Raw genomic sequence first — 13,473 nt, 5'->3', positions numbered from 1 at the left:
AGGCGGTGGCCCCCGACTAAAGCGAAGTCCTTTCATTAGGGCATGAACAAATCCTCATGCTTTATCGGTAGCGCAGTTGGGCCTGACTTGACTCGGCCAATAGCCATTCACGAAAGCTGACGACGTGGGGCTGAGTTTCGATGCCTTTGGGGCAGACAAAGTAATAGGCCACCGGCGAAGCAAACGGCGCGTCAAACAGCCTGACCAAACGGCCATCGCCGATTTCGGCCTCCACGTGCCCGCTGCGCGCCAATGCAATGCCGTGGCCCAGCAGTGCAGCTTCGATGGTCATGTTGGTGTCGGCAAACCTGACGCTTTCTTTCAGCGCGGAAATCCCGACACCGATCTGCTCGAACCATGCTTCCCATTTCGGCACCAGGTCCGCGCCGTCGCGGGTCAGCAGCGGGTAGCGCAATAACTCGGCCGGCTCGTGTGGCGTCCCAAAGCGCTGCAGAAGCTCGGGGCTGGCCACGGGAAAGATCTGCTCGCGCAGCATGAATTCTGAATGCAGGCCCGGGTAATTGCCGTTGCCCAGGCGGATCGCGACGTCGGACTCGTTGCTGGAAAAGCGGATCGCCTTGTCACTGGTTTCCAGCGTGATCAGAATTTCCGGATGTTGCTGCGACAGGCTCGGCAGCCGGGGCAGCAGCCATTTCAGCGCAAAGGAATAGGTGGTGCTGACCTTCAGCCGCACCCTGCCTTTTTGTTCGCGCAGGTCCGAGAGCGTGGCCTCAAGGTTCATGAAAAACTCACGCACAATGGGCGCAAGCGCCGCACCCGCCGGCGTCAGCCTTAGCGACTTGCCGCGCTGGAAGAGCTGCACCCCCCAGATGTCTTCAAGGTGCTTTAACTGATGGCTGACGGCGCTTTGGGTGACATGCAACTCTTCAGAAGCCGAGGTGAAGGTTGCATGCCGGGTGGCTACTTCGAAAGCGCGCAAGGTGGCGGTAGGGGGTAGATCTCGCATTGGGCGGTCTCGGCGCGGGACATGAGTGTAGGCTCATGGTAGTTCAATTGCGGGTCATAGCGTCCAGCCCAATCCCAATGCCTTGTGCAGCGAAGCAAAATCCTTCAACAACTCTGCGTCCCCGGAGATCCGGCTTTCCTGCGCCTGATAGCGCGTGCGCTCGGCATCCAGCCAATCCAGCGTGCTGGCCGTGCCTGCGCGATAGCGCTGACGGGTGAGGTCGGCCGCGCGTACTGCCGACGATTCCACATTTCGCAACAGCACCACGTTCTGGCGCTGGTGCCCATACCGCGCGAGTGCCACATCGGCGTCGCGCAAGGCACCCAACACCGTGCTTTTGTACTGTGCCAAGGCCTCGTCAAGTCCGGCCTCGGCGCCTTTGACGCTGGCGGCCACCCGGCCGAAATCCAGTGCATTCCAGCTGATTCGCGGCAGTATCAGCCATGTGCCGCTGTCTTTGCGCGCCAGGTGGCCCGGGTCGCCGGCGGAGAATGACAGGTCGCCCATCAGGCTGAGTTTGGGGAACCAGTCGGCGGTTTTTTCGCCGATCTGGGCATTCGCCGACGCCAGTTTGCGCTCGGCCATGCGAATGTCCGGGCGCGCCTTGAGCAGGGTGGCGGGGTCGGCCAGCGGCACGTTGGCAGGGATGACGGGCAGGGCGCGAGCGGTGGCGAGCCGGGCATCCAGCTCGCCGGGTTCCAGGCCGCTGAGCAGGTCGAGTTGGTCGAGGGACTCCACAATCGCCGCCTGCAACGGCAGGCGCTGGGCCCGGGTGTTTTCGGCCTGGGTCAGCACTTGTTCAAGCTGCAGTTGCGAGGCCACGCCGCGACTGCGCCGTTGCTGCGTGAGGTCCAGCGCCTGGTTCTCGATGTCGACGCTGGCGTCCACCAGGGCCAGCCGGGCTTGCTGGTCGCGCAGGTCGGTGTAGGCCTGAACGATTTCGGCAGCCAATTGCACTTGCGCATCCGCCAACTGCGCTTGTGAGGAGTCGGCTTCGGCTTGGGCGGCCTCTACCGCTCGCCGCGTGCCGCCGAACAGGTCGGCCTCCCAGCTGGCATCGAAACCTGCCAGATACAGGCTCAACGGGCCTCGGCCACCGCCGCCGGTGCCGCCCAGCGCGGAGGTGTCGGGCGAGCGCAGTTTGACCATCGCCGCGTCCCCCGTGACTTTGGGCATGGCGTCGGCGCGGGCACCGCTGAGGCTGGCGCGAGACTGGTTCAAGCGCGCCTTAGCGGTGGCGATGTCGGGGCTGTTGTGCAGGGCTTGCTCAACCAACGCATTGAGCTGCGCATCGCCCAGGGTTCGCCACCATTGGGCGACCGCGGGTGCAGCGGGCGCGGTACTGTCGGCATGGGGCAGGCGGCCGGCGGCGAGGGTCTTGGGCGCGGCATCCGGCGCGCCCTGGTAGTCCGGGCCAACGGTGCAGGCCGACAGCACGCCGACGGCCAGAAGCAGGGGGAAGGAGCGAGCAATCATGGTTATACCGTGCGCTTTTTCAGTAAGAAGATCAGGGGCAGGCACGCCAGCATTGCGAGTCCCAAGAGGTAAAACGAGTCGTTGTAAGCCATGACCGAGGCTTGTTGCGCAATGTCATTGGCGAGGTGGGCAAGCGCTTGCAATGGCGCCGTGGAAGCATCGCCGGTTTGTGCCAGGTAACTGGCGGTGTCGCTGGCCATCTGGTCCTGCGCCAGTTGGCTGTTGGCCTGGATACCTTCGCGCAGCCTGTCGTCGTGGAAGTGGCTGCGCCGGTCCATCAGCACGCCGAGCAGCGCCAGGCCGATGGTGCCGCCCAGGTTGCGCGACATGTTGTAGAGCCCGGAAGCATCCCCGGCGTGCTGGGTTTCAACCGAGCGCATCGAGAGTTGGCTGAGGGGCATCATCACCAGGATCTGCGCAAAGCCGCGCAACAACTGCGACCCGATAAAGTCATGCCCGACGCTGTCGGTGGTCAACAGCGTGTCGACAAAACAACTGGCCCAATACAACAGCAGGCCGGTGCCGACCATCCAGCGCAGGTCATAGCGGCCGAGCATGCGCGGCAGAATCGGCATCAGCAGAAACGCCGGGATCCCCGACAACAGCATGATCGACCCCGCTTGTTGCGCGTTGTAGCCGGACAACACGCCGAGAAACTGCGGCACCAGGTAGGCCGTGCCGTAGATGCCAGCGCCAGCTGCGGTGCCTATCAGCAGCACGCTGCCGAAGCTTTTGTTGAGCACCAATTGCAGGCGCAGGATCGGCGTGCTGGAGCGGAACTGCCCGACGGCGATCAGGAAAAAGCCGATCACCGAGGTGATGCTCAGCCACGTGATCAGGCTGGAGTCAAACCAATGCTCACGCTGGCCTTCTTCAAGCACCACGGTCAGCGAACTCAGACCCATCGCCAGGCCGAGGATGCCCAGCCAGTCGGCGCTGATAAAGCGTTGCAGGTTCATGCGCTCGGTGGGCAGGCCGGTGATCAGCAGCGTGATCAGCGCGACGCTGATGGGCAGGTTGAGGAAGAAACACCAGCGCCAATTGATGTTTTCCGTGAGCCAGCCGCCAATCACCGGGCCCAGCAGCGGGCCGAGGATCACCGTCATGCCGAACATCGTGGTGCCGATCGCCAACTGGTGTGGCGGCAGGCGCGTACGCACGATGGTTTGCGCAGTCGGAATCATCGCGCCGCCGGCAAACCCTTGGCCGATACGCCCGGCGATCATCGCGCCGAGGGTTGAGGACAGGCCACAAAACATCGAAAACAACGTGAACATCAGCGCCGTGCCGATCAGGAACCGGCGCAGGCCGAACACCCGGGTCAGCCAGGCGGCGAGGGGGATCATGACGATTTCCGACATCAGGTAGCCGGTGGCGATCCAGGTGCCTTCAGTGCCGGTGGCGCCGATCTGGCCCTGGATCTGCGGCAGCGCCGAGTTGGTGATCGACACGTCCAGCGTCGCCAGCAGCGCGCCGAGTGAACCAGCGGCGACGGCGATCCAGTCGGTCAATGAGGCATTGCGCGGTTTCTCGGCGGCCACTTCGGCCATCAGCGCTTCAGCCATGATTGGCGTCTGCGCCGGCGGTGCGGGTGTCGACTTCAACCGTCGCCGACAAGCCCGGCATCAAGGCCATGCGTACGTCATCCGACACGTCCAGCGCGATACGCACCGGCACCCGCTGGACGATTTTGGTGAAGTTGCCGGTGGCATTCGACGGCGGCAACAGCGCGAACTGCGCGCCGGTGCCGGGGGCGAGGCTGTCGATATGGCCTTTGAGGCTGCGACCGGGCAGGGCGTCCACGTGCACGGTGACGCTTTGGCCGGGGTGCATCTCGCCGATTTGGGTTTCCTTGTAGTTGGCCGTGAGGTAGATCGCGCTGATCGGCACCACGGTCAACAGGCGGGTCCCCGGTTGCACGTACTGGCCCACGCGCACGCCGCGATCAGCCACGCGGCCGTCCAGCGGGCTGCGGATGACGGCGTCATCCACGTCCAATTGGCTTTGGGCTTCGCTGGCCTTGGCGACGCCGAGTTGGGCCTGCGCCTGTTTGAGCTGGGCTTGAAGCGTGCCATAGCGGGTCTGGCTGGAGGCCAGCGCGGCTTGCTTGGCCGCCACCGTGCTGCGGGTTTGTGCCAACTGGTTATTGAGCTGCGCCAGGCGTTCTTCCGGCTCGGCGCCGGAACGTGCCAGCGGAGCGTAGCGGGCGACTTCCGTTTGGGCGTGGCGGGCGTCGGCTTCGGCGCCTTGCAACTGGGCGCGGGCCTCGGCGATGGTCGAATCCTGCTGCACCAGATCGGCCTCGGCTTTGGCGAAGTCGGCGTTGCGTGCGGCGATTGTCGCCGTGGCCTCATCGCTGACGGCCTGGTATTTGCGCGCATCCAGACGCGCCAGCACGTCGCCGCGCTTGACGCTCTGGTTGTCGCTCACGAGCACGTCGGCCACGTAGCCGCTGATCTTCGGCGCCACGCTGATGCTGTCGGCCTGCAGGTAGGCGTCGTCGGTGCTCTCGAAAAAGCGCCCGGTGAGCCACCACCAGGTGCCCCAGCCCAAGCCAATCAAGAGTGCAACGATGCCGAGTGTCAGGAGTATCCGCCGCGCTTTGCCGCGCTGGCCGTTGACGGTGTCTTCAGGAATGACCTGAGGGGAGGGAGGTGCAGCGGACATCGAGGTCACTCCAGATTTATATCAGATGGAATAAATTCCATTTTTCGCGAATTTTTGTCAACTGGTATATTTTGGTTCGATATTCAAATGCGCTTCACAGGGAATTGCACATGGCACGACATAAACCGGCCGCCGAAGGGGGTTACCAGCGGGGCGAAGAAACCCGCGCACGCATCGTCGAGGCCGCGATCGCGGTGTTTGGCGAGCGCGGTTACGACGGCGCGTCCACCCGGGATATCGCCACTGAGGCCGGGGTTAACGCCCCGGCGATCCAGTACTACTTCGATGGCAAGGAAGGCGTTTACCTGGCGTGCATCGAGCATTTGATCGCGCTGCTGTGGCACAAGATGGGCGCGCCGGTCGAGGTCGCGGAAAACACCCTGGCCGACGCAGAGGCCAGCGACGAGGCGATGATCGTTGCATCGCTGGGCATCTTGGGCACGGTGGTGTCGACCATTCAGGACAGCCCGCAAACCAGCGCCATGCGTGCGTTTATGGACCGCCACCAGGCAGGCCTATGCCCGGAGATCGCGTCCAAAGCCTTCGAAGAACGCTTCAAGGCACGCATCGGCCGAGTGATCCGCCAACTGATTGCGAGGTTGTCGGGGTTTGCGTTGGAAGATGAGCGCACGGTGATCCACTCGATGGCGCTGTTCACCCAGGGCCTGGCCTTTCGTGTGCAAAAGCCCAAGTTGCTTGAGGCGTTGAAGTGGACCGAGGTCAACCAGCCCGAAATGGAGTTGGTGCGCGATGTCGTGCTGATGCAGGCGCGGTTTACGCTGGAAGGGCTTGTGAGTCAGCGTGCCGAATAAAACCCCGAAAAGGCCGCGAAAATCCGCCTGCCGTTGTGAAATGTTGTGAAGGCCCATGGAATGGCCCTTTGCCCATGCTAACGTCCGCGTCGGGGTATCGTCAGCACGACGATTTCATTCGTTCCAATGAGGGAGCAGCGCCGATGTCTACTACCGTAACGCCCGCGGCCGGCGGGCCGAACACTCCAAAGTCCTCACCGTCTTCGTTCGACGACAAGTTGAACATTGCCAAGTCCAGCAAGGTTATTGCCGATTACATGCGCCAGTCGGGCAAGTCGGCCATTAACAAGCAGGAATTGACGCAACTGGCCAACAACGCCTCGGGCAAGGTGCCAACAGATGTTTCCGACGCTGCCAAGTACATGGAGCGCCATCCTGATGTTTTCACCGCGATCGAAACCCATGACGTGGCGGGTGCCGATAACCTGTCCGGCGTGTGGAACTTCGATTGGGCTGCCAATGGCGGGCTGAAAGGCACCGCGACTGACGCCATCGCCAAAATGCAGGACACGTTTGACATGGCCATCGCCAAGTCGGCTCAGATCACTGAAATCAGTACCGCTAAAAAGGCCGAGCTGGATTCGACCAAGCAACGGCCACAAAACTGAGTTGACCGCAGGGCATTCAAAGACGTCATTTCCGGCCGCCGGTACGGGCATCGCTCGTCGGCGGCGGCCTTTATTTTCAGTACCCCCTCGCAACACGCTGCCCAAGCGTCCTTTCGCAATGCGTTCAGCACAGATTCAAGCGAAGTGAGCAACTATGCACGTCTGCCCCGTGCCCGGAGACGCCTTGATGCTTGTGACCGCTGTGGTATTTGCCCTGCTTGCACTGTGGGTCTGGTGGACCTATCCCCGGGTGGGCACGGTGCTATTCGAGGTGCTCGCGTACATCGAAGCCCGGCGCTCGCGGCTCAAGGCGATCACGGTACCGATCAAGGGCATGACACTGGCCACCTATCAGGGCCGCAATGTGCATGCGCCAGCGTTGCTGCTGTTACATGGCTTCAGCGCCGACAAAGGCGTGTGGCTGGGTTTCGCCCGGCACTTTAGCAGCGACTACCGCGTGATCATTCCGGACCTTGCCGGTCACGGTAAAAATGCCTTTGTGACCGGCGGCGATTACAGCGTTGCCGCGCAGGCGCGGCGCATGGTGGCGTTGCTGGACGCCTGCCAGCTGGACAAAGTGCACGTGATCGGCAGCTCCATGGGGGCTTATGTCGCCAGCTGGATCGCCACCCATTACCCGGAACGGGTGCTGTCTCTGGGGTTGATCGGGGCGGCGGGCGTGAACCTGCCGCAACCCAATGAAGTGGAAGCGTTGGTCAATAGCGGCGACAACCCGTTTTTGATTCGCAACCGCGCGCAATTCGACCGTTTCTTCGCCATGACCATGGCTGCGCCACCCTACATTCCTGAAGTGCTGTTGGCGGCTGAGGCGCAAAGCTACATCAAGCGACGCGACGAGTTGGCGGAGATTTTCGCCAACTTTTCCGACAGCCCGCGCATGGAACCCTGGCTGTCTCAGGTACGGGTGCCGAGCCTGATCCTGTGGGGGCGAGAGGACCGCATGGTGCCTGTCGCCAGCGCGCAAACCTGGCTTGAGGGCATTCCTCATGCGCGCCTGGAAATTCTCGACGGCGTGGGACATCTGCCCATGGTCGAGCGCACCGAGCAAACCGCCGCGCACTGCCGCGAGCTGCTCGACAGGGCCAAAGTGTATGCCTCGATCCGCCCTTAACCGCAGACGATGACTTGCATTGTGGCGAGCGTGCACATAGCCGCGTGCCGCCATTGACGCAATTTGGCGGGCTGCGGCATGCTCGCCGCTGTGTATCAGGCCTGCTACGGGATGTTGCGGCACGAAGCGATTGAACGGGCGTCGGGTTCGCAGTGTCGCTTCACCCTCTTTCTTCGAGATACCCAAGCGTGAAGCGTCCTCTCATTATTGCTGCGCTCATGGCGACGTCTGTCGCCGCCTATGCCGACAACCTGGTCGGCATCCGCGCCATCGAAACCACCTATCACCAATTGCTCACCGAACTCGACCACAGCCGTGGCGGGCGCCCGGACGGCGAAACCCGTCAACGCATCACCACGGCGGCCCAGGCCTTCCAGGGGGCGATGCAACGCGACGGTAACGCGCGTGACAACCTCAATACCGATGTGAAAAACATTGTCGCGTCTCTGAGTGACGGCAGTTACAGCGCCGACGGCAGCATTCGCGCGCTGCAACGTGACGCCAAGGGCAGCGTGATTGACGCCGGACCCTGGAAGCCCGTACTGGCCGGCAAGCCCATCAGCGAGCCGTTCGGCACCCACCTGAACCAGACCAGTGAAGGCGACTGCGTGGGAATCTCCGTGGTCCGGGCGTTCTCCAACACGCATAAAGGCAACGAGATCCTGCAACGTGGCGTGACCCAGAACGCCGATGGCAGCTTTAACGTCAGCCTGCCGGGCGCCGCCGGGGCGGTGTTCCATTTACAGGCCGCCGACCTCAACCAATACGGCACGGGCGATGCACCGGCTGCGGCGGTGGTGGGGGCGATGTTCCAGTACTTCCACCTCGACCCGGCCAAAGGCTCGCTGCCGACCAACAAAGTCATGGAATTACTCGCCGGTGAGTTCGGTGACCACCTGCGCCTGGCCGATTCGCACAGCTCGCCTCAGGACATCACCCGGTTTCTGTTAAGCCAGGCCAGCGCCGTCGGTGACCGCGCCGCCATCGTGTTTGGCGGCAAACCGGCGCGTAATGGCGACTGGTCCAAAGGCGACGGGCATGCCTTTGCGATTATCCATATCGACCCGGCAACCGGCGTGCTCAGCTACACCAACCCGTGGAATGAGGGCAAACAGGTGCGCACCATTGCCATCAGTGACCTCGCAGCCCAGGCCGCCGGCACCGGCGCGGATTTCGAAATGGTCACGTTCCGCTGAGTTGCGTCAGACCGGCGAGATGGTAGCCAACAGACCGATGCCGATGGTCAGCACCAAAAAGCCGAACAGGAAAATTGCCATCTTGGTCATAAGGCCTCCGAAGGGAAGGGGGTCGGGAATGGCCGCATTGTCCGCCGATCACAGATTTCGATACAGACGCAGATGGCAAAGAAAAAACCGTATCAGATGGAGTTGCAGCGCTTGACTGCGGGCGTTCAGGGCAGCGCCGGTTATGAAGAACAGCGGTCAATCCGAGGTTTTTGAACCGCTGGCGCTATGCCTTAATGTAACCTTCATGGGCAACGAAGAATGTTGCTGAAAATTACGCACGCACGGCGGGAGTGGGACGTATGCAGCGCCTGTTAAGCAAATACCGGTACGCCATCATTTTCTGGCTGTGTTTTGGTGTGTTCCGCACCTCGTTGGCCGACTGGAATCCTATCCCTTCAGGCTCCATGCGCCCGACCCTGGTGGAGGGCGATGTGGTGCTGGTCAATCGCGTGGCCTACGACCTCAAGGTGCCACTCACCGATATCTCCCTGGTCAAGCTGGATAACCCGCAGCGCGGCGATGTGGTGACGTTTACCTCGCCCCAGGACGGGGTGCGTTTGATCAAGCGTATTGTCGGCGTGCCTGGCGACACACTGGAAATGAAGGACGAGGTGCTATGGATCAACGGCACGCCGGCGACCTACGCCGATGCGCAAGACATCCGCGAGCCCTTCGTTGCCGGGCAAACCATCCCGGGCATCAAACTGACGGAAGTGGCGAATACCAGCACACGCACCGTCCAGTTCATGCCGGGGGTGCGCGCGCTGCGCAATTTCGGCCCTGTGGTGGTGCCTGCCGACAACTACTTCATGCTCGGTGACAACCGCGACAACAGCGCCGACTCTCGCTACATCGGCTTCGTGCCGCGCCGCCTGCTGATCGGGCGCGCCCACCATGTCCTGGCATCGGCACAGATCCTGGATAACTGGATGCCACGTTTTCACCGTTTTGGTACACCAATCCTCTAAGATGGCGCCCACTGCATAAACAATAAGAGTGGGCTGACCCTCGATGGAAAGACGCCAGTTCAGCGGTGGCATGCAAGGCAAGAACCTGCGCTACCTCAATGACACCCCCCCACAGTCGAAGCCGGCTACCCGTGTCGGCTTCCTGTTGCTCGAACACTTTTCTCTGCCGGCCTTCACCCAGACCCTCGATACCCTGATCACCGCCAACCTGCTGCGCCCAGACCTGTTTGCCACGCGCACGTTCGGCTGCGGCGAGGGCGAAGTTATCAGCGACCTGGGCCTGGTGATTCGCCCTGACGCGCGTCTGGAGCTGGCAGTGCTTCAGGACCTGGAGTTGCTGGTGGTCTGTGGTGGCTTTCGGACCGAACTGAAAGCGGGCGACGAGCTTATCCAACTGCTGCGCACGGCTGCCGAGCATGGCGTCAATCTCTGCGGCCTGTGGAATGGCTCGTGGTTTTTGGGCCGCGCCGGGTTGTTGCAAGGTTACCGTTGCGCCATCCACCCGGAACATCGCCCGGCGCTGGCGGAGGTTTGCAAGGCCGCGCAAGTGACCAGCGAACCCTACGTGATCGACCGCGACCGCCTCACCGCCTCCAGCCCCTCGGGCGCGTTCCATATGGCGCTCGACTGGATTAAAAGCCTGCACGGCAAGGCCCTGGTCGAAGGTATCGAAAACATCCTGTCTTTTGAGGAATCGCGCTACCGGCGCATCAAACCGACAGAAAACGTCTGTGTCAGCGCGCCGTTGCGCGAAGTGGTCAAACTTATGGACTCCAACCTCGAAGAGCCTCTGGAGCTGGACCAACTGGCGGTTTACGCCGGTCGCTCACGGCGTCAATTGGAGCGGCTGTTCAAGGAGCAACTGGGGACCACACCGCAACGCTATTACATGGAACTGCGCGTGACCGAGGCGCGGCGCTTGTTGCAGCACACCGAGCTGTCGCAGGTGGACGTGCTGGTGGCGTGCGGGTTTGTCTCGCCGAGCCATTTCAGCAAGTGTTACAGCGCGTATTTCGGCTACAGGCCGTCCAAAGAAAAACGCCTGGTCAAATAGAACGCACCCTTGTGGCGAGCGGGCTTGTTGTGCCGAGCGGGCTTTCTGTGGCGAGCGGGCTTTCTGTGGCGAGCTCGCCACAACAAGCCAGCTCGGCACAGCGTTACTGTTCATAACCCTCATGACTGACCTTGCCCCGGAAGACGTAATACCCCCAGCCGGTGTACAGCAGGATCAGCGGCAGGATGAACAGTGTCCCCACCAGAATGAAACGCTGGCTTTGCGGCGGCGAAGCGGCGTCCCACAGGGTCACGTGCGGTGGCACGATGGCCGGCCAGAGGGTCGAGGCCAGGCTCACAAACCCGACCAGCATCAACAATAACGTGCAAAAAAACGGCGCATAAGTGTGCCGCCGGCGTAGCCCGCGCATCAGACCGGTCAGTGCGCCCAGCGCCACCAGTACCAGCAACGCGAAGATCACCTGGTGAGAATGATCAAACCAGCGGTTGGCGATTTCCGGGTGCAGCATCGGTGTGGCGATGCAGATCACCACCACTATGGCCACCAGCAGCGCCGCCAGGGGTGGGCAGAATTGGCGGGCGAGACCTTCCAGTGCGCCCTCACTTTTGATCACCAGCCAGGTGCTGCCGAGCAGGGCGTAAGCGACGATCAGCCCGAAGCCGCAAAAGATCGGGAAAGGCGCCAGCCAATCCAGCGGCCCGCCGGCAAACTCGCCATTGCACACGTGAATGCCAGCGACGTAGGTGCCGATGACCAGGCCTTGGCAGAAGGTGGCCAGCAAGGAGCCCGCAACAAAGGCGGCGCCCCACAGGTGGCGTTTTTGCGGGCTGGCGATAAAGCGGAACTCAAAGGCCACCCCCCGGAAGATCAGCCCGCACAGCATCAGGATCAGAGGCAGGTACAAGGCCTGCAAGATGATCGAATACGCCAGGGGGAACGCGCCGTACAACGCGGCGCCGCAGAGGACCAGCCAGGTTTCATTGCCGTCCCACACCGGTGCGACCGTGCGCATCATGACGTCGCGCTCCTGTTCGCTGCGCACCAGCGGCGAGAGGATGCCCATTCCCAGTACAAAGCCGTCCATGACCACGTACATCATCACACCGAACGCGATGATCACCGCCCACACGACTGACAGATCAATGCCTTGCAGCTCCATTTACGGTTGCTCCGGTGCAGAGTTAAAGGTGGCGGACAGTGGGCGGCTCGGTGTCTGTTGCTGGCCGGGGCCTCCGCTGGCCGGCTGGTCGAGCTCGGCTTGAGGGCCTTTGCGCACCAGGGCCATCATGTAGCGGATGCCTACCCCAAATACCGTGAAGTAGATGACGACAAACAGCCCCAGGGAGATGCTCATTTGCATCACGGAGTGATGGGCGACGGCGTCGGCGGTGCGCATTTGCCCATACACCACCCACGGTTGGCGCCCCACCTCGGTGGTGATCCAGCCCGCCAGCATCGCGACCAGGCCCGAAGGCCCCATGCACAGCACCAGGCGCTGGAACCAGCGCGTGGTGTAGACCCGGCCGTTACGGCGCAACACAAGGCCGGCCAGGCCTACCAGAATCATCAGGATGCCCAGGCCCGCCATCACGCGAAAGCTCCAGAAAATGATGGTGGAATTGGGGCGGTCTTCTTTGGGAAAACTCTTCAGTGCCGGAATCTGTTGGGTCAGGCTGTGGGTCAGGATCAGGCTGCCCAAGTAGGGGATCTCCACGGCATACCGGGTTTTCTCGGCGTCCATATCAGGCAGCCCGACCAGCACCAGAGGTGACGGTTTGTCGTCGAGGTTTTCCCAGTGGCCTTCGATGGCGGCGATCTTGGCCGGCTGATATTTGAGGGTGTTGAGGCCGTGCGCGTCGCCCACGAAGGCCTGGACCGGTGCGACGATCAGCGCCATCCACAGCGCCATTGAAAACATTTTGCGCACAGCCGGCGTGTCGTTGCCCCGCAAGAGGTGCCAGGCCCCTGAGGCGCCGACAAAGAACGAGGTGGCCACAAACGCAGCAATGGCCATATGCGCCAGGCGGAAGGGAAAAGACGGGTTGAAGATGATGGCCAGCCAATCCAGCGGCACGACACGCCCATCAACCACTTCAAAACCTTGAGGCGTTTGCATCCAGCTGTTGGATGCCAGAATCCAGAACGTCGACATCAAGGTGCCGCAAGCCACCATCGCCGTGGCAAACAGGTGCAACCTGCGCCCCACGCGGTGCCAGCCAAACAACATGACGCCCAGAAAGCCCGCCTCGAGGAAAAACGCAGTGAGCACTTCATAGGTCAGCAGCGGGCCGGTGACGCTGCCGGCAAACGCCGAGAAGCCGCTCCAGTTGGTGCCGAATTCGTACGCCATGACCAGGCCTGAAACCACGCCCATACCGAAATTCACGGCAAAGACCTTCGACCAGAAATGGTAGAGGTCGCGGTACACGTTGTTGTCGGTTTTAAGCCAGAGTGCTTCAAGTACCAGCAGAAAGCTGGCGAGGCCGATGGTGATAGCGGGGAAGAGGATGTGAAAGGACACGGTGAACGCAAACTGAAGACGAGCCAGATCCAACGCGTGAAGGTCGAGCATGCAAGGGTT

General features: G+C 62.1%; 12 protein-coding genes. 6 read left to right on the top strand and 6 right to left on the bottom strand.

The genetic code is table 11. The features are described from left to right. Nucleotides 1-61: 61 nt before the first annotated feature. Genes gcvA through BFW87_RS26555 form a run of 4 tightly spaced genes read right to left on the bottom strand, consistent with a single transcriptional unit; the run spans nucleotide 62 to nucleotide 5,110 of the window. Nucleotides 62-967 carry a transcriptional regulator GcvA gene (gcvA, locus tag BFW87_RS26570; protein WP_078742667.1) on the bottom strand — a complete coding sequence of 302 codons (906 nt, stop codon included), beginning with the start codon at nucleotides 965-967 and terminating at the stop codon, nucleotides 62-64. A 54-nt stretch (nucleotides 968-1,021) separates the two neighbouring features. Further along, nucleotides 1,022-2,443 (bottom strand): efflux transporter outer membrane subunit, encoded by a 1,422-nt coding sequence (locus tag BFW87_RS26565; RefSeq protein ID WP_078742666.1) that lies wholly within the window; start codon nucleotides 2,441-2,443, stop codon nucleotides 1,022-1,024. A gap of 2 nt (nucleotides 2,444-2,445) precedes the next feature. Next, the gene (locus tag BFW87_RS26560) at nucleotides 2,446-4,008 is read right to left on the bottom strand and encodes a DHA2 family efflux MFS transporter permease subunit (protein ID WP_078742665.1); all 1,563 of its coding nucleotides are present in this window, start codon (nucleotides 4,006-4,008) and stop codon (nucleotides 2,446-2,448) included. Further along, nucleotides 4,001-5,110, bottom strand: coding sequence for an HlyD family secretion protein (locus tag BFW87_RS26555; RefSeq protein WP_078742664.1), 1,110 nt, complete (start codon nucleotides 5,108-5,110; stop codon nucleotides 4,001-4,003). The genes BFW87_RS26560 and BFW87_RS26555 overlap by 8 nt, the downstream gene beginning before the upstream one ends. A gap of 110 nt (nucleotides 5,111-5,220) precedes the next feature. Here BFW87_RS26555 and BFW87_RS26550 point away from each other — a divergent pair, with 110 nt between their 5' ends. The 6 genes from BFW87_RS26550 to BFW87_RS26525 all read left to right on the top strand — a co-directional run bounded on the left by BFW87_RS26550 (nucleotide 5,221) and on the right by BFW87_RS26525 (nucleotide 10,931). Then, nucleotides 5,221-5,922 carry a CerR family C-terminal domain-containing protein gene (locus tag BFW87_RS26550; RefSeq protein ID WP_078742663.1) on the top strand — a complete coding sequence of 234 codons (702 nt, stop codon included), beginning with the start codon at nucleotides 5,221-5,223 and terminating at the stop codon, nucleotides 5,920-5,922. Nucleotides 5,923-6,065: 143 nt separating this feature from the next. Next, nucleotides 6,066-6,530 carry a hypothetical protein gene (locus BFW87_RS26545; protein WP_078742662.1) on the top strand — a complete coding sequence of 155 codons (465 nt, stop codon included), beginning with the start codon at nucleotides 6,066-6,068 and terminating at the stop codon, nucleotides 6,528-6,530. A gap of 187 nt (nucleotides 6,531-6,717) precedes the next feature. Then, nucleotides 6,718-7,662 (top strand): alpha/beta fold hydrolase, encoded by a 945-nt coding sequence (locus tag BFW87_RS26540; RefSeq protein ID WP_078742661.1) that lies wholly within the window; start codon nucleotides 6,718-6,720, stop codon nucleotides 7,660-7,662. 188 nt (nucleotides 7,663-7,850) lie between these two features. Beyond that, the gene (locus BFW87_RS26535; protein WP_078742660.1) at nucleotides 7,851-8,858 is read left to right on the top strand and encodes a hypothetical protein; all 1,008 of its coding nucleotides are present in this window, start codon (nucleotides 7,851-7,853) and stop codon (nucleotides 8,856-8,858) included. A 350-nt stretch (nucleotides 8,859-9,208) separates the two neighbouring features. Further along, complete coding sequence (gene lepB / locus BFW87_RS26530) at nucleotides 9,209-9,877, top strand: signal peptidase I (RefSeq protein ID WP_078742659.1); 669 nt, start codon at nucleotides 9,209-9,211, stop codon at nucleotides 9,875-9,877. Nucleotides 9,878-9,947: 70 nt separating this feature from the next. Further along, on the top strand, nucleotides 9,948-10,931 hold the full coding sequence (locus BFW87_RS26525; protein ID WP_078742732.1) for a GlxA family transcriptional regulator: 984 nt from the start codon (nucleotides 9,948-9,950) through the stop codon (nucleotides 10,929-10,931). A 103-nt stretch (nucleotides 10,932-11,034) separates the two neighbouring features. Here BFW87_RS26525 and cydB read toward each other — a convergent pair whose 3' ends face one another. Both cydB and BFW87_RS26515 read right to left on the bottom strand, forming a co-directional pair. After that, nucleotides 11,035-12,051, bottom strand: a complete 1,017-nt coding sequence (gene cydB, locus BFW87_RS26520) for a cytochrome d ubiquinol oxidase subunit II (protein ID WP_078742658.1) — start codon at nucleotides 12,049-12,051, stop codon at nucleotides 11,035-11,037. Beyond that, entirely contained in the window at nucleotides 12,052-13,464 is a 1,413-nt protein-coding gene (locus BFW87_RS26515; RefSeq protein ID WP_078742657.1) for a cytochrome ubiquinol oxidase subunit I, read from the bottom strand. Nucleotides 13,465-13,473: the final 9 nt, after the last annotated feature.

The sequence above is a fragment of the Pseudomonas fluorescens genome, from assembly GCF_002022275.1.
GTDB classification, from domain to species: Bacteria; Pseudomonadota; Gammaproteobacteria; order Pseudomonadales; family Pseudomonadaceae; genus Aquipseudomonas; species Aquipseudomonas fluorescens_AJ.
Note: the sequence above shows the minus strand (reverse complement) of the source record. Positions and strands in the feature narration are given on the sequence as shown.